This is a genomic window from Salmonella sp. FC25216 (genome assembly GCF_057751355.1).
This window is the reverse complement of sequence record NZ_JBDGON010000006.1, coordinates 249,735-273,627: the sequence shown is the minus strand read 5'-3', so window position 1 is coordinate 273,627 and position 23,893 is coordinate 249,735. Positions and strand designations below refer to the sequence as shown.

General features: G+C 52.9%; 24 protein-coding genes. 3 read left to right on the top strand and 21 right to left on the bottom strand.

All coding sequences use genetic code 11. The features are described from left to right. Window position 1: 1 nt before the first annotated feature. Genes yfcD through yfcF form a run of 3 tightly spaced genes read right to left on the bottom strand, consistent with a single transcriptional unit; the run spans window position 2 to window position 1,864 of the window. Window positions 2–556 carry an NUDIX hydrolase YfcD gene (yfcD, locus tag AC3G3F_RS14355; RefSeq protein ID WP_000230215.1) on the bottom strand — a complete coding sequence of 185 codons (555 nt, stop codon included), beginning with the start codon at window positions 554–556 and terminating at the stop codon, window positions 2–4. A gap of 56 nt (window positions 557–612) precedes the next feature. After that, window positions 613–1,164, bottom strand: coding sequence for a phosphodiesterase (gene yfcE / locus AC3G3F_RS14350; RefSeq protein WP_023248517.1), 552 nt, complete (start codon window positions 1,162–1,164; stop codon window positions 613–615). Between the two features lie 55 nt (window positions 1,165–1,219). Next, entirely contained in the window at window positions 1,220–1,864 is a 645-nt protein-coding gene (gene yfcF, locus AC3G3F_RS14345) for a glutathione transferase (RefSeq protein ID WP_488395204.1), read from the bottom strand. A 142-nt stretch (window positions 1,865–2,006) separates the two neighbouring features. Between yfcF and yfcG the strand changes: the two genes are divergently transcribed. Both yfcG and AC3G3F_RS14335 read left to right on the top strand, forming a co-directional pair. Continuing rightward, window positions 2,007–2,654: a GSH-dependent disulfide bond oxidoreductase gene (gene yfcG / locus AC3G3F_RS14340; RefSeq protein WP_023248519.1), complete on the top strand. Its 648-nt coding sequence runs from the start codon at window positions 2,007–2,009 to the stop codon at window positions 2,652–2,654. Window positions 2,655–2,787: 133 nt separating this feature from the next. Continuing rightward, entirely contained in the window at window positions 2,788–3,681 is an 894-nt protein-coding gene (locus AC3G3F_RS14335; protein ID WP_023248520.1) for a TIGR01777 family oxidoreductase, read from the top strand. Between the two features lie 51 nt (window positions 3,682–3,732). On the opposite strand, the gene hisP is transcribed toward AC3G3F_RS14335, so the two are convergent. The 10 genes from hisP to dokD form a co-directional block, all read right to left on the bottom strand. Further along, window positions 3,733–4,506 carry a histidine ABC transporter ATP-binding protein HisP gene (hisP, locus tag AC3G3F_RS14330; protein ID WP_002954133.1) on the bottom strand — a complete coding sequence of 258 codons (774 nt, stop codon included), beginning with the start codon at window positions 4,504–4,506 and terminating at the stop codon, window positions 3,733–3,735. Between the two features lie 13 nt (window positions 4,507–4,519). Continuing rightward, a complete protein-coding gene (gene hisM / locus AC3G3F_RS14325; protein WP_000569771.1) occupies window positions 4,520–5,227 on the bottom strand; it encodes a histidine ABC transporter permease HisM in 708 nt (235 codons plus the stop codon). After that, the gene (locus tag AC3G3F_RS14320) at window positions 5,224–5,910 is read right to left on the bottom strand and encodes a histidine ABC transporter permease HisQ (protein ID WP_023248522.1); all 687 of its coding nucleotides are present in this window, start codon (window positions 5,908–5,910) and stop codon (window positions 5,224–5,226) included. Before AC3G3F_RS14320 ends, hisM begins: the two co-directional genes overlap by 4 nt. A 181-nt stretch (window positions 5,911–6,091) precedes the next feature. Continuing rightward, a complete protein-coding gene (gene hisJ / locus AC3G3F_RS14315) occupies window positions 6,092–6,874 on the bottom strand; it encodes a histidine ABC transporter substrate-binding protein HisJ (RefSeq protein ID WP_053507768.1) in 783 nt (260 codons plus the stop codon). A gap of 236 nt (window positions 6,875–7,110) precedes the next feature. Then, complete coding sequence (argT, locus tag AC3G3F_RS14310) at window positions 7,111–7,893, bottom strand: lysine/arginine/ornithine ABC transporter substrate-binding protein ArgT (RefSeq protein ID WP_023248524.1); 783 nt, start codon at window positions 7,891–7,893, stop codon at window positions 7,111–7,113. Window positions 7,894–8,181: 288 nt separating this feature from the next. After that, entirely contained in the window at window positions 8,182–8,751 is a 570-nt protein-coding gene (locus AC3G3F_RS14305; protein WP_000825682.1) for a UbiX family flavin prenyltransferase, read from the bottom strand. A 26-nt stretch (window positions 8,752–8,777) separates the two neighbouring features. Further along, complete coding sequence (locus AC3G3F_RS14300) at window positions 8,778–10,184, bottom strand: amino acid permease (RefSeq protein ID WP_053507769.1); 1,407 nt, start codon at window positions 10,182–10,184, stop codon at window positions 8,778–8,780. 63 nt (window positions 10,185–10,247) lie between these two features. After that, a complete protein-coding gene (locus AC3G3F_RS14295) occupies window positions 10,248–11,351 on the bottom strand; it encodes an alanine/ornithine racemase family PLP-dependent enzyme (protein ID WP_079796498.1) in 1,104 nt (367 codons plus the stop codon). Window position 11,352: 1 nt separating this feature from the next. Next, window positions 11,353–12,774, bottom strand: a complete 1,422-nt coding sequence (locus AC3G3F_RS14290) for an APC family permease (protein WP_023178218.1) — start codon at window positions 12,772–12,774, stop codon at window positions 11,353–11,355. A 90-nt stretch (window positions 12,775–12,864) separates the two neighbouring features. Further along, window positions 12,865–14,262: an ornithine/lysine decarboxylase DokD gene (gene dokD / locus AC3G3F_RS14285; protein WP_079796497.1), complete on the bottom strand. Its 1,398-nt coding sequence runs from the start codon at window positions 14,260–14,262 to the stop codon at window positions 12,865–12,867. Window positions 14,263–14,472: 210 nt separating this feature from the next. Here dokD and AC3G3F_RS14280 point away from each other — a divergent pair, with 210 nt between their 5' ends. Then, window positions 14,473–15,900, top strand: a complete 1,428-nt coding sequence (locus AC3G3F_RS14280; protein WP_079796851.1) for a sigma-54 interaction domain-containing protein — start codon at window positions 14,473–14,475, stop codon at window positions 15,898–15,900. 35 nt (window positions 15,901–15,935) lie between these two features. On the opposite strand, the gene purF is transcribed toward AC3G3F_RS14280, so the two are convergent. The 8 genes from purF to AC3G3F_RS14240 all read right to left on the bottom strand — a co-directional run bounded on the left by purF (window position 15,936) and on the right by AC3G3F_RS14240 (window position 23,854). Further along, on the bottom strand, window positions 15,936–17,453 hold the full coding sequence (purF, locus tag AC3G3F_RS14275; protein WP_023178212.1) for an amidophosphoribosyltransferase: 1,518 nt from the start codon (window positions 17,451–17,453) through the stop codon (window positions 15,936–15,938). Between the two features lie 37 nt (window positions 17,454–17,490). Continuing rightward, complete coding sequence (gene cvpA / locus AC3G3F_RS14270) at window positions 17,491–17,979, bottom strand: colicin V production protein (protein ID WP_000262102.1); 489 nt, start codon at window positions 17,977–17,979, stop codon at window positions 17,491–17,493. 313 nt (window positions 17,980–18,292) lie between these two features. Further along, window positions 18,293–18,931, bottom strand: coding sequence for a cell division protein DedD (dedD, locus tag AC3G3F_RS14265; protein WP_488395200.1), 639 nt, complete (start codon window positions 18,929–18,931; stop codon window positions 18,293–18,295). Further along, window positions 18,921–20,189 (bottom strand): bifunctional tetrahydrofolate synthase/dihydrofolate synthase, encoded by a 1,269-nt coding sequence (gene folC, locus AC3G3F_RS14260; RefSeq protein WP_053507772.1) that lies wholly within the window; start codon window positions 20,187–20,189, stop codon window positions 18,921–18,923. Before folC ends, dedD begins: the two co-directional genes overlap by 11 nt. A 67-nt stretch (window positions 20,190–20,256) precedes the next feature. After that, window positions 20,257–21,171 carry an acetyl-CoA carboxylase, carboxyltransferase subunit beta gene (accD, locus tag AC3G3F_RS14255; protein ID WP_023247483.1) on the bottom strand — a complete coding sequence of 305 codons (915 nt, stop codon included), beginning with the start codon at window positions 21,169–21,171 and terminating at the stop codon, window positions 20,257–20,259. A 149-nt stretch (window positions 21,172–21,320) separates the two neighbouring features. After that, window positions 21,321–21,980, bottom strand: a complete 660-nt coding sequence (locus AC3G3F_RS14250) for a DedA family protein (protein WP_000364312.1) — start codon at window positions 21,978–21,980, stop codon at window positions 21,321–21,323. Window positions 21,981–22,028: 48 nt separating this feature from the next. Then, on the bottom strand, window positions 22,029–22,841 hold the full coding sequence (gene truA, locus AC3G3F_RS14245) for a tRNA pseudouridine(38-40) synthase TruA (protein ID WP_023247482.1): 813 nt from the start codon (window positions 22,839–22,841) through the stop codon (window positions 22,029–22,031). Next, window positions 22,841–23,854 (bottom strand): aspartate-semialdehyde dehydrogenase, encoded by a 1,014-nt coding sequence (locus tag AC3G3F_RS14240; protein ID WP_023248528.1) that lies wholly within the window; start codon window positions 23,852–23,854, stop codon window positions 22,841–22,843. The genes truA and AC3G3F_RS14240 overlap by 1 nt, the downstream gene beginning before the upstream one ends. Between the last annotated feature and the right edge of the window lie 39 nt (window positions 23,855–23,893).

Sequence of the window (23,893 nt, the reverse complement as noted above, 5' to 3'; positions counted from 1 at the left end):
CTTATTCCGTCTCTTCCGGTTTCTCCTGAAGCGCGGCTTCGTTTTTGGCGTTGCGGGTCATCCACAGCGCCAGCGCTTTCAGCGAGTCCGGCGTAAATTCATCACAGCGCGCGGTGATCTCCTCCGGGGTCAGCCAACAAACTTCGCTGACTTCATCTTCCTGAAGCGCAAAAGGCCCGTGGGAAACGCAGCTAAACAGCGCGCCCCAGACCCGACAATGTTGGTCTTCAAAGTAAAACAGACCGTGTTCGGCAAACGGCACGCCTGCAATACCCAACTCTTCTTCCGCTTCGCGGCGGGCAGATTCCAGTAGCTGCTCATCAGCCTGGACCACGCCGCCTGCGGTAGCATCTAACATACCGGGCAAAAAATCTTTTGTTTCGGTACGACGCTGCACCAGAATTTTACCCATACCATCGTGAACGACGATATACGTCGCACGATGCCGTAAGCGTTGCGCACGCATCTGTTCCCGGCTGGACTGTGCAATGACTTCATTATCTTCATTCACAATATCCACCCATTCCGTACTTGCCAAACGACGCTGTTCCACCATCAGGAAACCTTCTTATTTCTGGCGCTCTTACGGCGCATTTACGTTTGTGAGGTAAATTACGAGTTAATTGCGACCTGCGCAATGATACTTTGATCATTGAGTGCGATTACGCTCAACACATTATCATCCAGAATGCCGTAGCTTGCCGCATACCCGCCTTTCGGGATGCTCACCGACCCAGGATTAAAGTGATACAGCCCTTCCTGCTGTTGCGCCACCGGCAGATGCGTATGACCATAAACCAACACATCGCCAGCATGCAGAGCGGGCAGATTCGTCGGCCCGAAGAGATGCCCATGCGTTAAAAATAGCCGCCTCTCTTGCGTCAATATTTGCTGCCACGGCGCAGTTATCGGGAAATGCAGTAGCATCTGATCCACTTCGCTATCGCAGTTGCCACGCACGGCAATAATCTGCGTCGCCACCGCATTCAGGCGTTCGGCAACCTCGGCGGGCGCATAGCCTTCAGGCAGCGCATTTCGCGGGCCGTGGTTAAGGACGTCGCCCAATATCACCAGCCAACGCGCGCCGCTTTGCGCGAACCGCTCAAGCACGCGTTCCGTGGCGGGTAAAGAACCATGAATGTCCGATGCGAACATCAGTTTCATCGCTCACTCCTCGTTGTGAAAAACGGCGTTATGATACTGGAATATGAACAGATTTTCAGCCTGAACGCTTCGAGGAAAGCGCAATAAAACGCTGTACGGAAGCACGTTGCCACTGGAACGTCGCATACGCCGCCAGCGACGCCGGCACGTCATCGCCATGCAGCGCCAGACGATTGATCATCAATGCCAGATCGGTATCGGCAATGCACCATTCGCCAAATAAATTTTGCGTTCCCTGCCCCAATAGCGCTTCAGCCGTCGCAAACAGTTTTGCCGCGCTGGCTTTTCCAGCCTCGCTTAGCGGCGCTTTTTTCGCCCCGGCAAACACCACGTCGGTAGGCCGTTCTTCGCGAAGCGGCAGTAAATCGCTGCGTAGCCACGCCTGAATCTGTCGCGCGCGGGCGCGTTTTTGTAAATCGTGCGGGTAGATACGCTCCCACTGCGGCGGCGCGAAACGCTCCTCCAGGTATTCCGCAATAGCGGACGACTCGCTGAGCTCAAAATCGTCTGTCTCAAGCACTGGTACGCGCTGCGTCAGCGCATATCCCCGCCAGCCAGGTTGCAGATGTTCTCCCTTGCCCAGATCGCGGGTTTTCAGCGTAAAGGAAAGCCCTTTTTCTTGTAACTCCACCCAGGCGGACAATACGTAGGGAGAGAAAAAGTTCGCATCCGACCACAGCACAATAACAGGCTTACTCATAATGTCCTCTTGAGGGCGTATTAGATTTCTCCCCAAAATATAGCGTCTTTCGCCTGCTGTCACCTGATGAAAACTCACACACGTCAGGAGGCTTTCTATACTTAATTCAGCCCAGACTATTTACGCACATGCAGGAGCCAAAATGATTGACCTTTACTACGCCCCCACGCCCAACGGGCATAAAATAACGCTGTTTCTGGAAGAGGCGGAGCTGGCGTATCGTTTGCTAAAAGTGGATATCAGCAAGGGCAATCAGTTTCGCCCCGATTTTTTGGCTATCTCTCCCAATAATAAAATTCCTGCCATCGTCGATCACGCCCCGACAGACGGCGGTCAACCGCTTAGTCTTTTTGAATCCGGTGAAATTCTTCTCTACCTGGCGGAAAAAAGCGGCAAACTGCTTAGCGGGGAGCTGCGTGAACGCCATACCACGCTGCAATGGTTGTTCTGGCAGGTCGGCGGGTTGGGGCCAATGCTGGGCCAAAACCATCACTTTAACCACTTTGCGCCGCAGGCAATCCCCTATGCGATTGAACGCTATCAGGTTGAAACGCAACGCTTATACAACGTTCTGAATAAACGCCTGGAAGCCTCCCCATGGTTGGGCGGTGACCACTACAGTATTGCGGATATCGCCAGTTGGCCGTGGGTTAACGCGCATCAGCGTCAGCGAATCGATCTTGATACATACCCGGCGGTGTATAACTGGTTTGAACGCATTCGCACGCGTCCTGCGACAGCGCGCGCTATGTTACAAGCGCAACTGCACTGTAACAGTACGAAAGAGTAACGCGGCACTATTCTCATGTATGATGTGGAGGTTGATACACGGAACAAGCCTGCAATGGCACAGCCTGACGCCATTATTCGTATTAAAAACCTGACATTAGGGAAGAGGTAATCCTCCCTACTCTGGAGGTCATATGCAGATTCTGATTACCGGCGGTACGGGCCTGATTGGGCGTCACCTTATTCCTCGGCTATTAACACTGGGGCATCAGGTGACGGTCGTTACGCGCAATCCCGATAACGCGCGTCAGATTCTTGATTCCAGAGTGACATTATGGAAAGGGCTGGCGGAACGTGAGCACCTCAATGAGATTGATGCCATCATCAATCTGGCGGGCGAACCGATTGCCGACAAGCGCTGGACGTCGCAACAAAAAGAACGGTTGTGCCAAAGCCGCTGGGCTATCACGCAAAAGTTGGTGGATTTAATTCATGCCAGCGCAACGCCGCCCGCGGTGTTGATATCCGGCTCCGCCACGGGCTATTACGGCGATCTGGGCGACGTTGTCGTCACTGAAGACGAACCGCCGCACAATGAATTTACGCATAAACTTTGCGCCCTCTGGGAACAGATTGCCTGTCGCGCGCAGAACGACCAGACCCGCGTCTGTCTGCTGCGTACCGGCGTCGTCCTGGCGCCGCAAGGCGGGATTCTGGGGAAAATGGTTCCGCCGTTCCGCCTCGGTCTCGGCGGTCCGGTGGGTAATGGTCGGCAATACCTGGCCTGGATTCACATTGACGATATGGTCAACGGCATCCTGTGGCTGCTGGATAACGATCTTCGCGGTCCCTTCAATATGGTCTCGCCGTATCCCGTCCATAATGAGCAGTTTGCTCATGCGCTGGGTCGCGCGCTGCGCCGCCCGGCGATTATTCGCATTCCGGCGACGGCAATTCGCTTATTGATGGGAGAGTCGTCAGTGCTGGTACTGGGCGGACAGCGGGCGCTGCCAAAACGGCTTGAAGCCGCCGGATTCGCATTTCGCTGGTATGATTTAGAAGAGGCGCTGGCGGATGTGATTCGCTAGTTCCCAAAGCGCCTTATCCTACCCGGTAAGCGACGCGCCGCCGGGTTTCTTTTATTTCAGCGAGCCTTTCAGGAACTGCTGTAAACGCGGGCTTTGCGGATTGCCGAACACCTGCTCCGGATCGCCCTCTTCTTCAATTTTCCCCTGATGCAGAAAAATAACGTGCGAAGAGACATGGCGGGCGAAGCCCATTTCATGCGTGACCACCACCATCGTTTTGCCTTCTTCCGCCAGTTGTTGCATGATGCGCAACACTTCGCCGACCAGTTCAGGATCGAGCGCCGAAGTAGGTTCATCGAACAGTAAAACGTCAGGTTCCATCGCCAGCGCGCGCGCAATAGAAACGCGCTGCTGTTGGCCGCCGGAAAGATGGACAGGATATTTTCCCTGAGCGCGCTCATCAATCCCCACCTTCGCCAGATATTTCAGCGCCCGCTCGCGCGCGTCGTGCTTGCTTAATCCCAGTACCTGAATCGGCGCTTCCATCACATTTTCCAGCACCGTCATGTGGCTCCAGAGGTTAAAGTGCTGAAACACCATCGTCAGGCGGGTACGCAACAAGCGTAGCTGATTTTTATCCGCCACTTTGAGCTGTCCGTCTTTGTCACGCACCAGATTAATGTTCTGACCGTTCACGATAATCGCGCCTTCGCTCGGTTTTTCGAGGAAGTTAATGCAGCGCAAAAAAGTGCTTTTACCGGAGCCGGACGAGCCGATGATGCTAATCACATCTCCGGCGCTGGCCTGCAGCGATACCCCTTTCAGCACTTCATGACCGCCGTAGCGTTTGTGCAAATCGATAACGTTTAATTTATTTTCTGACATCATGTTACTCGAATTATTTAGAGGACACGTGCTGCAACCAGCGTCTTTCCGCCCGGCGGAACAGGCTTATCAGGACATACGAAATGAGTAAATACAACACGGCGGCAATGCCAAACGCGGTAAACGGCTGGTAAGTCGCTGAGTTAATATCGCGGGCGATTTTCAACAAATCCGGCACCGTCGCGGTAAACGCCAGCGCCGTAGAGTGCAGCATTAAAATCACTTCGTTGCTATAGGCAGGCAAGGCGATACGTAATGCCGACGGCAAAATAATGCAGCGATACATTTTAAATGACGAGAAGCCATAGGCCCGTGCCGCTTCAATTTCACCGTGCGGCACCGAGCGAATCGCCCCGGCGAAAATCTCCGTGGTGTACGCGCAGGTATTCAGTGTCAGCGCCAGTACGGTACAGTTCAGTCCGCTGCGAAAAAACGCATTAAGAAGGTCAGTGCCTTTAACTATCTCCAGCGTATACATCCCCGAATAGAACACCAGTAGCTGTACGTACAGCGGCGTGCCGCGAAAAATATACGTAAACAGCCAGATGGGAAAACGGATGAATTTATTACTGGAAACGCGGCCCACCGCCAGAATCACCGCCAGAAGACCGCCCATCACCACCGATGAAATTAACAACCACAGCGTAATCGCCACACCGGTAAAACGATAGCCATCCGTCCACAGCAGGGATTTCCAGTACTCCTGAATAATCTCAATCACAGATCGGCCCTCTTCACGCCCACGGAATAGCGACGCTCAAGTAAGAGCAGCACACCATTGGAGACGGTGGTAAATACCAGGTAGATAAGTCCACAGACCACGGCGAAATAGAAAGGCTCCCAGGTACTTTTACCGGCAAGCTGCGTGGCTTTGACGACATCTTCCAGGCCCAGCAGCGACACCAGCGCCGTCGCTTTGAGTATCACCTGCCAGTTATTGCCGATCCCCGGCAGGGCGTAACGCATCATCGCCGGGAACATAATCCGCCGGAAGGTTTTCCCGTGGGTAAAACCAAAGGCCGTCGCCGCTTCGATATGGCCTTTCGGCACCGCCATAAATGCGCCGCGAAAGGTTTCGGTAAAATAGGCGCCGTAGATAAAACCGAGGGTGATAATACCGGCTACCATCGGATCAATATCTATCTGGTCGATACCCAGCGAATCGGTCACCACGTTAAGCGCGATTTGCAATCCGTAAAATATCAGCAGCATTAATACCAGATCCGGCACCCCGCGAATCAGGGTGGTGTACCCTTCAAAAATAAGCCCCGTTACCCGGTTTTGCGAAAGCTTCGCCCCCGCGCCGACGAGACCGATAAGCACGGCCAGCACCACGGAACTGAGCGCCAGTTCCAGCGTGACGATCGCGCCTTGTAAAATTACGCCTGAAAACCCGTACAACATGCAGCCTGTCCTGTTGTGTGTGGTGAAGTAAGAAGCCTCTTTTGCATTTTTGCCTCACATCACGCCGGATGGCGGCTGTGCTTGTCAGGCCTACGACGCTCCCCGTAGGCCTGACAAGCACAGCGCCATCAGGCAATGCAGACGATCAACATTCTCTGGGCTTTATCTGCACCGACGGTGATTAACCGCCATAAACATCAAAATCAAAGTACTTTTTCGCCAGCTTTTCGTAAGTACCGTCAGCACGCATTTCAGCAAACGCGTTGTTCAGCGCTTCACGCAGCTCGTTATCCTCTTTGCGCAGCCCCATACCGGTTCCTACGCCGAACAACTTCTCATCTTTCACCGATGGACCGCCGAATTTGTAGTCTTTTCCGACGGGCTGTTTAAGGAAACCTTCGCTAGCGGCGACCTCGTCCTGGAACGCCGCATCAATACGACCAGCCGTCAAATCGGAATAAATGTTGTCCTGCCCCTGATAAGAGACGATCTCAATCCCTTTCGGCGCCCAGTGCTCGTTGCCGAAGGTCTCCTGCGTTGTCCCCTGTAGCACGCCGACGCGCTTGCCTTTCAGCGACGCGATGGTCGGCTGGATATCCGAGCTCTTCGCCACCACCAAACGGGAATCGGCGGCGTAAAGCTTGTCGGTAAACGCGATCTCCTGCTGGCGCTTTTCAGTGATGGACAGCGAGGACATGATGGCATCAATTTTCTTCGCTTTTAAAGATGGAATCAGCGCATCCAGCGGGTTTTCCACGAACGTACACTGTGTGTTGATACGTTTGCACAGTTCTTTGGCCAGATCGATATCAAAGCCGACCAATTCACCCTGTGCATTTTTGGATTCAAACGGCGCGTAAGTCGGATCGGTACCGATACGAATCTTTTGTGGAATAGCGGCAAATGCTGCGGTAGCGCTGGAAAATGCCAACACCAGAGAAAGGGATAACGCCAGTTTTTTCATAACTATCCTCAACAGACTGTCTTTATAGGAGATCTTTACAGATCCGATGCGGCTATCGTGCCATTAATCAGGCCGACAAGGCAAAGCATTCTACCTTGTCAGCCGGTTTATTTTGCATAAAAATCGATTAAGTATGCATTTATGCGCCTGTTCCGCAACGGCTTATGCACCAAAATGGTGCAAGGCATCTATTTTGCACCGTGATAGTTCCCCAACGCGGTGCGCTATCCCTTCTCTCAATCGCCGTAGACATTAAAATCGAAGTACTTTTTGGCCATTTTGTCGTAAGTTCCGTCCTGGCGCAGTTCCGCGAGCGCTTTATCAAACGCAGCTTTTAGCTCGGTATCGTCTTTGCGCAGCCCAACCCCCGTCCCGTCACCAAAATATTTTTTATCCTTCACGGAAGGGCCGGCAAACGCATATTCTTTACCCGCTGCCTGCTTCAGAAATCCTTCGCTGGCGGCGACTTCATCCTGCAATGCGGCATCCAGACGACCCGCGGTCAAATCGGAATAGATAAGATCCTGGTTGGCATAAGCCACCACATCCACGCCTTTAGTTCGCCAGTTATCATTGGCGTAAGCCTCTTGCGTGGACCCTTGCAGCACGCCGACATGCTTGCCTTTCAGTGCTTCCAGCGTCGGCTGAATGGGGGAACCTTTTGCCGCAATCAGGCGTGAATCCGCCGCGTAAAGTTTGTCGGAAAACGCGATTTCTTGCTGACGTTTATCGGTGATAGAGAGCGATGAAATAATGGCATCGATTTTTTTCGCTTTTAGTGAGGGAATGAGCGCATCAAAATCGCTGGCAACCCAGATACATTTCACCTGCATACGCTTGCACATTTCATTACCGAGATCGATATCAAAGCCAATAAAGTCGCCTTTAGCATCTTTCGATGAGAAAGGCGCGTAGGTGGTATCCGTTCCAATACGAACCGTTTGCGGGAGCGCGGCGTAGCTGGCCGCCGCCGCGCCCAGACCTATCAGCAAAGACAAAGCGAGAACGGTCTTCTTCATACATACCCCTCAAGTGGCGTCATTTTCTTATGTTTTACGTGGTGTTGTGTGTTTGCAGACTTTTTCATGCAGGTCTTATGCCATTTTCACGTCAGCAAAACTATTTGACGTTAAATTTGTTAATAAAACGTTGCAATATTGTCCTGATGTTGAAGATAGCAGGTATGGCGGTTGAACCGCAGCGTTTCGGCGGCTTTTAACGAATTAAATGTTGAGGATATGATCGCGGTTACAAAATTGCCCTGAAACAGGGCAACAGGGACAATAATGCACGCTAAACAGACAACGCTATGCGCCCTGCCAGCGAACAAAAAGATCGTGCGGAAGGGGGATGTCAAACTGATCCAGAACTCGGTTAACCGTTTGATTTATAACATCATCTAACGTCTGTGGAAGATGATAAAAAGCCGGAACTGGCGGCATAATCACCGCGCCTATCTCAGCGGCCTGGGTCATTAAACGCAAATGCCCGATATGCAGCGGTGTTTCGCGCACGCACAACACCAGAGGTCGCCGCTCTTTCAATATCACATCCGCCGCGCGGGTAAGCAGTCCGTCAGTATAACTGTGGACAATCCCCGACAGCGTTTTAATCGAACAGGGCAAGATAACCATTCCCGCCGTCGGGTAAGAGCCCGAGGAAATACTGGCGGCAATGTCGCGCGCATCGTGCGTCACATCGGCCAGCGCCTGCACCTCGCGCAGCGAAAAATGGGTCTCCAGCGCCAGCGTTTGCCGGGCCGCCTGGCTCATCACCAGATGCGTTTCCACGCTATCGACATCGCGCAAAATTTGTAATAAGCGCACGCCATAAATCGCTCCGCTGGCGCCGCTAATTCCTACAATGAGTCGTTTCATGTTCTCTTACCGTTTACGAGCGCCGTTCATCCCACTGTGTTACGTAATCGGTTCAAAGTGGGTTTGAAGAGATACCATGACAAAAGAATCCCTATCATAAAAGCCAGCTCAACCAACATTATCACTACCCCCTGCTCACTAAACCAGGTGCCGACCATAATGGCAAAATTGGTGATAATGACAAATCGGGCCGTCCAGGGGAAAAGCGGCGATCGATAGCGTAGCAAATCGCTGGCGTACGTTCCATTACGCACCGATTGCCGGAAGCGATACTGGCACCATCCGATGGTTATCCATGCAAGGCAACCCACCTGCCCGGTACTGGCGATCAGATATAAATAAAATTGCTGCGCGGGAATATAGCGGGTCAGCAACGACACCAACGCCAGCAAAGCCGTGATTAAAATAGCATACACCGGCACGCCGCCGCCGTTCGTTTTACCAAAGCAGGCTGGCGCAAAGCGATCGCCCGCCATAGACCATAACATACGCGAACTGGCGTAAATGGCCGAGTTGGCGGCAGAAACCGCGGCGGAAAAGATCACCAGCGTCATCAGCGTATCCGCCCCCGGAATGCCCGCGTGGGAGAATACCCATACAAAGGGACTTTGTCCATTTGGCGTCAGTTCATGCGGATAGACCAGCGCCAGCACCGCAATCGCCAGGCCGTAAAACAAAATGATTCTGAGACCAATCCCCAGGATCACTTTCGGTAAAATAATGTGCGGCGATTCGGTCTCCCCTGCCGCATTTCCTACCAGTTCCACCCCCTGGAAGGAGTAAATCACGATCGTCATACAGACCACAATTTGCTCCCAACCGTGGGGAAACCACATTCCGTCTGTTTTTAACGTCGGGTGCCAGTCGCTATGGCCCATTAGCGAGTAGATCATGACCCCGCCCGCGCAGATAAACAGCACGATCGCGAAGACCTTAATGGCCGAAAGCCAGTATTCGCATTCGCCAAAACTTTTTGCGGAGGTGAGATTGATGGCCGTCAGGATGAGCAGAATCGCCAGGCAGAACATATATACCGGAACCGCGGGGAAAAACTGGTGAGCAATAAACCCTGCGGCAGTGAGGTCGGCCGCAAGGGAAAATACCCAGCTAAACCAGTAAAGCCAGCCAATGGTATAGCTCCAGCCAGGTGACGGCATAAACATCAGCGCGTAATGTTGAAATGAGCCAGAGTGAGGAAAGGCGCATGATAATTCGCCAAGACACATCATCGTCGCCAGCATAATGGTTCCGGCAAACAGATAGGCCAGTAAGGTTCCCGCCGGCCCGACACTGCTTAAAGGTTCGGCAATGCCAATAAATAAACCAGTGCCAATCGTGCCGCCCAACGACATCATCAGCAGATGCCGCTTTTTCAGGTTACGCCGCAGACCGCCTTCAGGCTCTGCTGGCGGTGATTGTTGCAGGGTATCCATCGTTACTCCCTGTCTTTCGTGAGGTCAAAGATGCCGCCGCGACATAGCCGCGGCGGTTATGCGTTAACGCGTAAACCTCCAGGCGACGCCTTTGGTCTGGCAGGCCATTAACAGGCCCGTATAATCCAGCTCAAAGCGAACCACATCGCCTACTTTTAGCGACTGACGACAATCTTCAATATCCACCAGCGTATGATCGCTGGTTTGTCCTAAGATAGTGATAGCGTCGTCGCATGGCACACAGTTATCCGACGGCACATCCTGACGACCAAACGCCAGCAATGCGCGTCGGCGTATGCCACGATCGACAAAGGTTTTACTTTGCAAAAAGGCATCGACGCCCAGCTCCCCGACCGGGACGGTCGGTTTACGGTTCAGTTCGATGATTTCCGCTTCCAGGATATACATATCGGAACAGGCTTTATCGACCGATTTTGCGGAGTGGTGAAATTCATTCAGGTATTTCATGTCCACATATTCAATACCGAATTCATGCAGTCCGCCGATGCGCAGATGATTCAGCCCCTGCGGCCAGATACCTTTATCCAGCAGGTGATAGCTGGTGCAGTTTCCCGCAGAAAGCCGCCGGACAGGAATACCGCTGTCGGCTTCCAGCCGGGCGGCCAGCGCCAGAAAATCCTCGCCATTTTTTACCGTTGGCAACACGGTGCCGTAACAATTAAAGTTGGTGCCCAGTCCATATAATTCCAGACCGGGCAGACCAGTAATCAGAGTCACGGTCTCAAGAATGCGTTGATATTCACCAAACCAGATACCCTCGCGTAAATCGCCCATATCCACCATCAGTAATACCTGATGCGTTTTCCCCTGGCGTTGGGCTTCTTGCGATAATGCCCGTAATACCACCGGCTCGCTATTTAAACTAATATCCGCGTAGCGCACCACATCTTCGATTTCACTCAGACACGGGCTGCGTAACAGGCAGGTCGTACATCCTGTCTCGCGTATTTTTTTCAAATTATAGGTTCGTGATTCAGCAATAACGGTAATTCCGCCGTTGAACACCGCCTGCGCGGTTTCCACGCAGCCGTCAAAAACTTTATTGACAGCCATCACGTCAATACCGCTGCTTGCCAGCAGAGCTTTTTCCGTGCGGGCGTTTTCTTCCAGCTTGCGTAGATTTATTTCCAGAACTGGCATATACATTTTATTTTCCTCCCGCCATGCTTAAACGGGCATTACGTTTCTGCGCCCGATGGTAAATGTACTCCGCGACGACAACCGCCAGCACGGCTCCGCCAATAATTTTCCCGGCGTACTGGAAATATCCGCCCATATCAATTTGAGAAGGCGGAATAAATAACAGCGCAACGGCAAAGGCGATAGAAAGAAAGCCCAGCGCGGGTAAAATAGCCGGTAAAACCTTGCCCGGAATTTTAAAACTTCTTGGCGTATCCGGCTGAGTCTTACGTAAACGCCAGAACGCCGGGAACATCACCAGATAAGGAATAAAATAGGTGATGGTCGTTAGCGCCGTTAACATCCAGTAAGCCGCCGCAACGCTTGGCGAAATAAAAGTCGAAAAACACAGGACCGTGACAATAATCGCCTGTACAGTCAAGGCAAAGGCGGGAGTTTTCCACACCGGATGTAATTTGCCGATTCGGTCCCCCAGCAGATTATCTTCACGCGAGGCTTCCTGGAGCATATAAATCGGCCCCACCAGCCAGGAGTTAATCTGCCCGAGAGCGCCAAAAAACATACAGATGGCCATAACAGGAATTAACCACGGCATATGCAGCGTGTCCGCAGCAGCATGCATAGCCTGCATGACGCCTGCCACGATGTCTGTTTTCCCGGCGGGTAAAAGCGTATTTAGCGCCCAGGTGCCGACCATATAGATCCCAACGATAACGGCGGCGGAGACGGCCATCGCTCGCGGAAAATCACGCTGTGGATTACGGGTACGCCCGGCAATCATCGGGGCGACCTCCAGTCCGGCAAACGCAAACATCATGCTGGATAAGAAAACGATCGTATCCCAGTGTCCGAGATCCGGAATCCAGTTTTTCGCTGTAGCGTAGTCTGTCTGCATCTGGTGTCCGGTACATAGCCATACCACCGCCAGCAAAATGAGGATGGCGGAGGGAATAAATACGCCGCACCAGGCGCTGATGCTATTAATAATTTTTGTCCATTCCATCCCGCGGATATTCATCAGCGTTAATAGCCAGAAAATCACCGCGGAACCAATACCGATAAACGCTTTATTTTCCGCCAGGCCGCCGCCGATCATATAGCCCAGCGCGGTAAAGCCGAATTGCAACATTAATGGGAAAAACAGTACGCAGGAAAAGAGAAAACAAACCACTACAATCCATGCAATACGTTTACCAAATGCCTCTTTAATCCAGACAAATATCCCGCCATCTTTCGGCCAGCCGGTTGACAGCTCGCCGCATACCATCGCTAAAGGAAAAAACAAACAGAATGCGGCTATCACCCATAACAACATGGCCGATGCCCCGTAAGGCGCCACGTTAGGGATTTGCCGCAAACTCAGAATAGCGATGACATTCATAAAGACAATGTCTTTGATGCCAAGTAAGCCAGAATTCGTGTTACTCATGGCCATCTCCTGTTATGCATTCAGGCATCACTGCCCTCTTCTTATCATCTGACGACGGGCTTCAGCATGAAACTGAAGCCCAAAACAGTATTAATAAATGTCGTACTTGACCATATCTTCGTAACTGTCTTCCCGACGAATCAGACGCGTCTCACCATTTTTATCGATCATCACCACGCCCGTGCGCGGACGGTTGTTATAAACAGTTTGACTTTCAATGGTGTATGCCCCGGCGTCAAGAAACGCGACAATATCGCCAACATGAGTCTCCTTCGGCAGTAAAAACTCTTCGCCTTTCACTCCCATGTGGAAATAATCTCCGCCATCACACAGCGGCCCGGCTAATTTTATCCAGGCGTCGTGCGCTGCCGTCATGCGAGAGGCGTTATAGACATAAAAGAACCAGTCAAAATGCTGGCTGTCAGAGAGTACGCTGTAACCAGCGTCGACAAATTTCCATTCAACGTGGCATTCCACATTGCCGTTAAGATCGTAATTTGTTTTACGTTTTTCGCAGGAGACTTCCGTCAGTAAAACCGCCGCCGACCCGGTCACTTTACGTCCCGGTTCAATACATATTTCCACATCGGTACGCCATTTATGCACTTCGCGAATGACCGCATCGGCAAAATCCTGAGCGGTAATACCGGCATACATATTATCTTTTAACGGGTCGCCATTCTCGTCGTCATATTTATAGGGAACCGGAATTCCGCCGCCCACGTTGATCAAATCAAATTTAATACCGAGCACTTCTTCCAGGCGACGGGATTCATCCACCAGCACTTTGGTCGCTTTTGCGAAAGGCTCTGACTCCGGCACCTGATCGCCCACATGCATATGCAAACCGCGTAAATGTACATAAGGCATTGCCAGAATGCGGCGGCAGGTTTCTTCCGCCTGTTCCAGGTCGAGACCCGACTTCGCATGGAAAGCGGTAACCAATTCCGCATGCGTCGCCGAGGGAACATTCGGCTCTACGCGGACGCAAACATTGGCGATTTTCTTCAGCTTGCGAGAGATGGCATCAATATGTTCCAGCTCATACAGGCTATCAACATTAATAAGATACAGATCGTTAGCGATGGCATATTCCAGATCGGCAGGCTTTTTCACCACGCCGTTGAAGACGATCTGATCGCCGCGAAAGCCTATCTCCAGACACTTGCGAACCTCATATTGTGAGTTTGCCTCCGCGCAAATTCCGGCGTCACGAATGGCTTTCAACACGCCCATGACCGAGCAGGTTTTTGACGCAAAGAAGGTTTTGGTATTCTTATGCGCCGCAAATGCCTGCTGGATTTCATGAATGTTACGAATAATCTCCGGCTCAGAAAACACATAAAATGGCGTGGGATACTGGCGCGCCAGAGCGTCCAGATCGACCCCTTCAAAACACAAATGACCGTCTTTGTGCTGGAAACGGCGATCGCCGTTGATTACCTGCTCACGTAGCTGGTTGTAATTCTGCATAATCGAGTCAGTCATAACGCCCTCTGCTTAATGTTTATGGTAAAAATCCGCATTCTTTACAGGGATAAAGCAAAAGGCATGCCACTATTTTTTATCAAAATAATCAATAGGTTATGAAAATAACCTTTTTCTCATTTTCGTCATTGAGTTTGCTATTCATCACAACGACGAAAATTCGTCACTTTTATAATGGCAACATGAGCAATAGATATGAGGAATGCGCGTATGGCATCCACCAATCAGGAACTGGCCTCGGCGCTCAGGATGTTTTCCCGCTTTTTCGATTTGATTCATCAGCCGTTAGCCGTCATTAATGAGCGTGGTGAATACGTTTACTACAATCAGGAAAGCGCGGATCTGGACGGCTACAGCATTGAACGGGCAATGGGAAAACATATGCTGGATGTCTATCCGGGCATGAAAGAGACGCAAAGTACGATGCTTTCATCGTTAAAAAAAGGCGTGGAATACATTGGTCATTATCAAATTTATTACAATGCGCGAGGCCAGGCCGTTGACTATCAGCACACCACCGCGCCGCTCTATGCAAGCGATGGCGGTATGGTCGGCGTTATCGAAATCGGCAGGAATATGTCTGGCGTCAGACGGCTCCAGGAACAGGTGGTAGAACTGAACCAACTGCTGTATGCCGATCACCATGAGAAGCACCACGCCATTATTACCGAAAACCCGGAAATGCTCAGTAATATCGCCAAAGCCAAACGGCTGGCCGCCAGTAATATTCCGGTGACGATTGTCGGGGAGACGGGAACGGGTAAGGAACTATTTTCCCGCCTGATACATCAATGCAGCAAGCGGGCGAATAAACCGTTCATCGCCCTGAACTGCGGCGCTCTACCGCCTACGCTTATCGAAAGTACGCTTTTCGGCACCGTGCGCGGCGCCTATACCGGCGCGGAAAATAGCCAGGGCTATCTGGAGCTGGCAAACGGGGGAACGCTCTTTCTTGATGAGCTGAACGCCATGCCGATAGAGATGCAAAGTAAGCTGCTGCGATTCTTGCAGGATAAAACCTTCTGGCGGCTCGGCGGACAACAGCAACTCCACTCTGACGTCAGGATCGTTGCCGCCATGAACGAAGCGCCCGTCAAATTAATTCAACAAGAACGCCTGCGGGCAGATCTTTTTTATCGGTTGAGCGTCGGAATGTTGACGCTACCGCCGCTGCGCGCCCGCCCGGAAGATATTCCCTTACTGGCGAATTATTTTATTGATAAATACCGTAATGACGTGCCGCAGGATATTCACGGATTAAGCGAGACGGCGCGTAATGACCTGCTCAATCACGCCTGGCCGGGTAATGTCAGGATGCTGGAAAACGCGATTGTACGCAGCATGATCATGCAGGAAAAAGACGGGCTGCTCAAACACATCATTTTTGAACAGGACGAGTTAAATTTAGGCGTACCGGAAACCGCGCCGGAAAATCCCCTTCCCTCGTCACCCGATCCGCAGTATGAAGGGTCTCTGGAGGTACGGGTTGCCAACTACGAAAGGCATTTAATAGAAACCGCGCTGGATACGCATCAGGGAAACATCGCCGCCGCGGCCCGCAGCCTTAACGTATCCCGCACCACGTTACAGTACAAAGTACAAAAATACGCTATCCGCTTCGGCGTGGTGCGTAATTGACATCGGCCAGCGGCATCGCGCCGCTGGCAAAGCCATTAGCCTTCGTTATGCATTTCCAGGTTTTCCATTTCGTTCTGGAACAACACCGCTTTGGCGTCGTCATTACGTAATGAATCCAGGAAGTCGAGGTACTGCTGGTCTACGTCTTTGGTGACATATACCCCGTTAAATACCGAACATTCAAACTGCTGGATATCCGGATTTTCCGCGCGTACGGCTTCGATCAGATCGTTCAGATCCTGGAAGATAAGCCCGTCTGCGCCGATGATCTGACGAATCTCATCCACCTCGCGGCCATGCGCGATCAGCTCATTGGCCGTCGGCATATCAATGCCATAAACGTTGGGGAAACGAATTTCCGGCGCGGCAGACGCCAAGTACACCTTCTTCGCGCCTGCTTCCCGGGCCATTTCGATGATCTGCTCTGATGTGGTGCCACGCACGATGGAATCATCCACCAGCAGGACGTTCTTATCGCGGAATTCCGCGCGATTAGCATTGAGCTTACGGCGCACGGATTTACGGCGTAGCTGTTGGCCTGGCATGATAAAGGTACGTCCCACGTAGCGATTTTTGACAAATCCCTGGCGGTACGGCTTGCCGAGAATACGGGCAATTTCCAGCGCGATATCGCAGGAGGTTTCCGGGATAGGGATCACAACGTCGATGTCCAGCTCTTCCCATTCACGAGCGATTTTTTCGCCAAGTTTGGTACCCATATTCACACGAGCGCTGTAGACGGAGATTTTGTCGATAAAGGAGTCCGGACGAGCAAAGTAAACGTACTCGAACAGACAGGGGTTACTGACCGGATTATCCGCGCACTGGCGCGTGAACAGTTGCCCCTTTTCGGTAATATAGATAGCTTCGCCCGGCGCGACATCGCGCAGAAATTCAAAGCCCAGCGTATCCAGCGCCACGCTTTCAGAAGCGACCATATACTCCGTACGACCATCGCCAACGTCACGCTTACCCAGCACCAACGGGCGAATGCCGTGCGGATCGCGAAAAGCCACCATGCCGTGGCCGATAATCATCGCCACGCATGCATAGGCGCCGCGGATTTGACGGTTAGTCGCGGCAATCGCGGCAAAAATATTGTCGGCTTCCAGCGGGTAGTGACGGAAGTTGTCGAGCTCGCTGGCGAAAATATTGAGCAGGATTTCGGAATCGGAGGTGGTGTTGATATGACGGCGCTTTTCTTCAAACAGCTTTTTACGTAGCTCGTGCGCATTAGTCAGATTGCCATTATGGGCCAACGTGATGCCATACGGCGAGTTGACGTAAAAAGGTTGCGCTTCGGAAGCGCTGGAGCTGCCTGCGGTAGGGTAACGCACATGGCCGATCCCCATGTTGCCCTGCAAACGCTGCATGTGGCGAGCTTCAAAAATATCGTTCACCAGCCCGTTTGCCTTACGCAAGCGGAAGCAGTTATTCGCATCAATGGTGATGATGCCGGCAGCATCCTGACCACGATGCTGGAGCACTGTTAACGCGTCATAAATCGACTGGTTGACCGGCATAACACCGGCGATACCGACAATACCGCACATACGTCATTTTCCTCGTTAAGCCACATCTCAGAACCTATTACGTCCTGGGCAAGAAACTCGACGAGCTTTGCAGATAGTCAAAGAACCATCTGATGATGAAGCTGAACTGCGGGATGAGCTGCGATTTGCTCCAGTCTTCGCTTTTCGACAAGCCGGTAAAGGTATCGAGGAAGAACAGAATGGCGGCGACAATCAGCGCGCCTCGCAATGCGCCGAAACAGATCCCCAACACCCGGTCAGTCCCCGACAGGCCGGTCTTTTCTACTAGCTGACCTATCACAAAATTCACGATAGCGCCGACGATAAGCGTCGCAATAAACAGTACCGCGATAGCAATCCCATTACGAACCAGTTCGTCTTCAAAGCCCGTAAACCAGACAGACAGGTAAGTGTAGTAGTGACTGGCGACAAAGAAAGCACAACCCCACGTCACCAGCGATAACGCTTCACGAACAAAGCCGCGGATCAGGCTAACCAGACAGGAAAAAGCAATCACCGCGATAATGGCGTAATCAATCCAGACCATAGATGTCCCACGATTTTACGCCCTGTCGTCCTGTTCGGGGCGCATTCTAACAGAAAAAGAAAACGTTTGCGTAGGGATTTCCTTCCCGCGCGTAAATAAAAATGGCGCTGAAAAAATATTCAACGCCATCACACTTTTTATCTCTTCGGGCACGACCAGAAGAGCCGCCATCGGCCTGATAAGCGCAGGGCATCAGGTTCATTCCTTCTGCCGGATGACGGCGTAAACGCCTTATCCGGCCTACAGAACTTCAGGCATTACCGGATGAATCATCGTAGGCCTTAACGCTGCACGCCATCAGGCAAAACGCGGCTTAGTTCGGGCTATACCCCATCACCACGCCGCTTAACCCGGAAATCTGCTTGAGCTCGCCAAGCGATCCTTTCATCTTATCTTTCGATGCATCCGGCCCGACGAGAATACGGGTTATTTTACCCTGTACCGGCGTTGAGGGGGAAGTATAAACCCGGAACCCGGCGGAACGAAGCTTGCCGACTATCTCGTTGACTTTATCCGCATTTTTCAGCGCGCCCAACTGTACGACATAGGCTTTGCCGGTCGGCGCAGGTTTATCGTCGGCGGCCGGTTTCGGCGCGGGCGTCGGCGTGGAAGCGGCGACAACCGGCTGTTGCGGTTTAGGCGTCTCCACCGGTATCGGATCAAGCTCGACATTGTTAGACGCCATGCGCGACGGGTCCAGCGACGGCGCTGCCGCATCTCCCGCCCGCACCTCTTCAGCCGCCCCTTCCGGCGGCTGTGTCGGCAGCGCCTGCGTTGCGGCAGGCATCATATCCGGCTCATCACGGTCGCCAGGCTTCGGTACCAGTGGAATCGCAGCAAATTCATCCTGATAATGCTTTTTCTGTCCGTCCAGCAGACCGGGAAGCACAATAACCCCCAGCGCGACTAACACAATCGTGCCGACTAAACGATTCTGAAACTTACTCGCCACCGATTCTCCCCGCGTCTATCACTTGCATAACATGTGCGACGGTGTGGAATGATCCGCACACCAGCACGGTATCTTCTGGCTGCGCCGCGTCGATGGCGGCCTGCCATGCCTGCGCGACGCTATCATAGACATTCCCTTTCCCCAGATGTTCCAGAAGTTGTTCCGCCGTCGCGCCGCGCGGCCCCTCTAACGGAGCACAATACCAGTCGTCAACCACGCTTTTCAACCAGGCTAACGTTCCGGCGATATCTTTATCATGCAGCATACCAATCACCGCAAGCACACGCCCGCGTTTCGGCAACGTTTTCAGACGACCCGTCAGGTATTCCGCCGCGTGGGGATTATGGGCGACATCAAAGATAACGCGTGGCGACTCACTCACAATTTGAAAACGTCCCGGCAAGGTAGCCTGTGCAATACCGTCGCGAATCGCCTGTTCGTCAATGTTCAACCCGCTGGCGCGCAGCGCGGCCAGAGCGGTGGCGGCATTCGGCTGGGGAACCTGCGGCAACGGCAATCCGGCAAGCGTGCCGTCGCCATCGGTAAACGCCCAGTGGGTCGCTGTCGCCTCATAACACCAGTCAACACCGCGACGCCGCAGCAGCGCGTCGGTCTCCTGCGCAACATCCGCGATGGTTGCCGGCATTTCCGGTTCGCCGACAATAGCGGGTTTTTCCGCACGAAAAATCCCGGCCTTCTCGCGGCCGATACTTTCGCGATCCGGCCCCAGCCAGTCAGTGTGGTCAAGCGCGATGCTGGTAATTACCGCCACATCGGCATCCACAATGTTCGTGGCGTCCAGGCGCCCGCCCAACCCCACCTCCAGGATCACCACGTCAAGGTTAGCCTGTTTAAACAGCCACAATGCCGACAACGTACCATATTCAAAATAGGTCAATGAAATATCGCCGCGCGCCGCTTCTATTTCCGCAAAGGACGCGGTATGCGCGGATTCCGCTAATTCTTTCCCCTGCACGCGCACGCGCTCGGTGTAACGTACCAGATGAGGCGAACTATAGACGCCCACACGATATCCCGCCGCTATTAACACTGACTCCAGCGTTCGACAGGTCGTACCTTTGCCGTTGGTTCCCGCAACGGTAAAAACGAATGGCGCAGGTTTGAGGATGTCCAGACGCGCTGCCACCTGGCTTACGCGTTCAAGGCCTAAATCGATACTCTTGCTGTGCAGGTTTTCCAGATAAGAAAGCCACGAGGCCAGGGGCGACGCAGCTTGAGGTATAGATTTGTTTTTCATTGATTCCGCTGCTTCTTTACGGTGAAAAGCAAAAGGGCAGAGCCTGCGGCCCTGCCCTTTTCAGTTATCAGGCCTCAGACTCCTGATCCGGCGCCGGAGGCACCACCACGCCTTCACGCGGGGCGTCCGGGTTCGGCGCAGGCAGATTCATCAGCTTCGCCAGAATGCTCGCCAGCTTCAGGCGCATTTCCGGACGGCGGACGATCATATCGATCGCGCCTTTTTCGATCAGGAACTCACTGCGCTGGAATCCCGGCGGGAGCTTTTCACGGACGGTTTGTTCGATAACACGCGGACCGGCGAAGCCAATGAGGGCTTTTGGCTCGGCGATGTTGAGATCGCCCAGCATTGCAAAACTGGCGGAAACGCCGCCCATTGTCGGATCGGTCAACACTGAGATGTAGGGCAGACCACGTTCCTGCATTTTAGCCAGCGCCGCCGAGGTTTTCGCCATCTGCATCAGAGACATCAGCGCTTCTTGCATACGCGCGCCGCCGGAAGCAGAGAAACACACTAACGGACAGTTGTCTTCCAGCGCCTGTTCAACAGCGCGAACGAAGCGTGCGCCAACGACAGACCCCATTGATCCGCCCATGAACGCGAATTCAAACGCGGCGGCGACAATCGGCATACCGTGAAGCGTCCCTTTCATGACCACCAGCGCGTCTTTCTCGCCGGTTTCTTTCTGCGCGGACGCCAGTCTGTCTTTATATTTTTTGGAATCGCGGAACTTGAGCACGTCTTTAGGCTCCAGCTCGCTACCCAACTCCACAAGGGAACCTTCATCTAACAGGCTATGCAGGCGATTGCGCGCCGACATGCGCATATGATGGTCACACTTAGGACAGACCTCAAGATTACGTTCCAGCTCAGCGCGGTATAAAACCTGACCGCAGCTATCACACTTGGTCCACACCCCTTCAGGAATGCTTGCCTTGCGGGTGGGAGTAATGTTGCTTTTAATTCGTTCAATCCAGCTCATTGGTGACCTTTCTGCCTGAACCTTAGTCAGCTTTATTATAAGGGGCGCATAATGCCATTTTTGCCCCCAACAGACCATGAATGTTGCACATTAAAACATAACAGCCCGAAACTTTGGATAAAAAAGTGGTCGAACCGCTGAGTTACTTTCTATTTTGCGGCACGCGACGCAGCGCGCTTATGCCGAACAATCTCAATGACGCCTGGTAATATCGAAACCACGATAATCCCGACAATCAGCAGCTTAAGGTTATCCTGAATCAACGGTATCGTACCGAAGAAATAACCAGCGTAGGTAAAGAGCAGCACCCACAGCAGCGCGCCGATGACGTTATAGGCGGCAAAATGCCGATAGGACATGTGCCCCATCCCTGCCACAAACGGCGCAAAGGTTCTGACGATCGGCACAAAGCGAGCGAGAATGATCGTTTTACCGCCGTGTTTTTCATAAAACTGATGGGTTTTATCCAGGTAGCTGCGGCGGAAAATTTTTGAATTCGGATTACTGAACAGTTTTTCGCCGAACAGTCGACCAATGGTGTAATTCACCGCATCGCCAACAATCGCGGCGATCAGCATTAACGCCACCATGATATGCACATTGAGATCGTTGGTTTCCAGCGAAGCCAGCGCCCCGGCGACAAACAGCAGCGAGTCGCCCGGCAGGAACGGCGTGACGACCAGGCCGGTTTCACAGAACAAAATCAAAAACAAAATGGCGTACACCCAGACGCCGTACTCCGCGACCAGTTCCGCCAGATGCACATCGATGTGCAGGATAAAATCAATAATAAAGTAGATCAGGTCCATATTTGCCTTTGCCTTTCTACCCAACACGTTTCGGGTATGCGATTCGGATTAGTCCGCCAGAAATAGCGGGCCCATTGGCGGTTTTGGAAGGTCAAACCGGTCAGGGTAATCCACCGCAACCAAATATAGGCCTTCCGCCTTCGCCGTTGCCGCCGCCAGCGTTCTGTCCTTCGCTGCTAACAGCTCTGCGATCCAGCTCTCCGGCTGGTTGTGAGCGCCTACTTCCAGCAGGCTGCCGACAATATTCCTGACCATATGATGGACAAAGGCATTCGCTTTGATATCGACCACCACATAAGGGCCGTGGCGGGTAACGTTAATGTGCATCACATTACGCCACGGCGTACGCGACTGGCACTGCACCGCGCGAAACGAGGTAAAATCATTTTCGCCAAGCAGACACTGCGCCGCGCGATGCATCCGCGCTGCATCCAGCGGCTCATAGTAATGCGTCACGCCTTTTGCTAACACCGCAGGACGCAGTCGATGATTGTAGATGATATAGCGATAACGGCGAGCCGTAGCGCTAAAACGCGCGTGAAAATCATCCGGAACAGTTTTCACCCAGCGCACGGCAATGTCACCAGGCAAATTCGCATTTACCCCCAGCGTCCACGCCGCATCTTTGCGCAATGCAGTCGTTTCGAAATGGACAACCTGCCCGGTGCCGTGAACGCCGGCATCGGTACGCCCGGCGCAGAACACGTTAATAGGTTCATTCGCCACCTGCGAGAGCGCTTTTTCCAGCTTTTCCTGCACGCTGCGCACTTCATTCTGACGCTGCCAGCCATAATACTTACTGCCATCGTACTCAATGCCCAGCGCAATTTTATAGACCGGCGATGATTGCTGCCCGGACATCAGTACAGATACTCCTGCACCAGCTTCTCCGCAATTTTAACGGTCATCAGCGCGCCGCCGAAACGCACGTTGTCCGCCACTGACCAGAACTGAATTTGTTCCGGCATACCGTAATCATTATGTACACAGCCAACAGAAAGCTGTGGATTGCCGGAAGCGTCGCCCACCTGCGTCGGGTAATCCGTTTCTTCTGACAGTACGATATCTTCGCCGCGGGAAAATGCCTCGCGCGCCTCTTCCGCCGCCAGCGGACGAAGCGCTTCAAAGCTCACCATCTGCGCATGGCCATAGAACACCGGTGACTGCACGACACTGGCGGAGATCATCACGCCATCATCCTGCAAAATTTTACGCACTTCATCGACGATACGACGTTCCTGGCGCACGCTTCCTTCACGATCCGGCAGCAGCGGCAACATATTGAACGCCAACTGGCGACCAAAGAAATCATCCTCATCAATCGGCATGCCGTTAAGCAGCTTCGCACTCTGTCCGGCCAGCGCATCGACCGCTTTTTTCCCCTGCGCGGACGCTGATAACATACTGGTGACGGCGATGCGCGACAGTCCCCCCTGATCGATTAACGGCTTGAGCGCCGCCAGCAGTTGGCTGGTCAGGCTATCGGCGACCGCAATCACGTTACGGTTACGGTAATCTGCCAGTACATGCGGGTTTACTTCCGGCACGACCAGCGGCACATCAGGCTCAAGCGCGAACAGACCGCTTGAATCTATGACCAGGCAACCTGCGTTGGTCGCGTCGTCTACCCAGGCAGCCGATGCCTCTGCGCCAGCAACGAAAAACGCCAACTGCGCCTGCGTCCAGTCAAAGTCCGCCGCATCCTGAACAATGACCGACTTGCCACCAAAACGGAGGTGCTCGCCCGCGCTTTCATGACGCGCCAACGCATAAATTTCACCGACCGGGAACTGGCGTTCAGCCAGTGTTTCAAGCAGGGCTTCGCCTACGGCGCCCGTCGCGCCCAGAACGGCAATATTCCAGCCTTCAGACATGGTGGTTTACTCCAGAAAAGCGTAAGCTCCCCGCTCAAG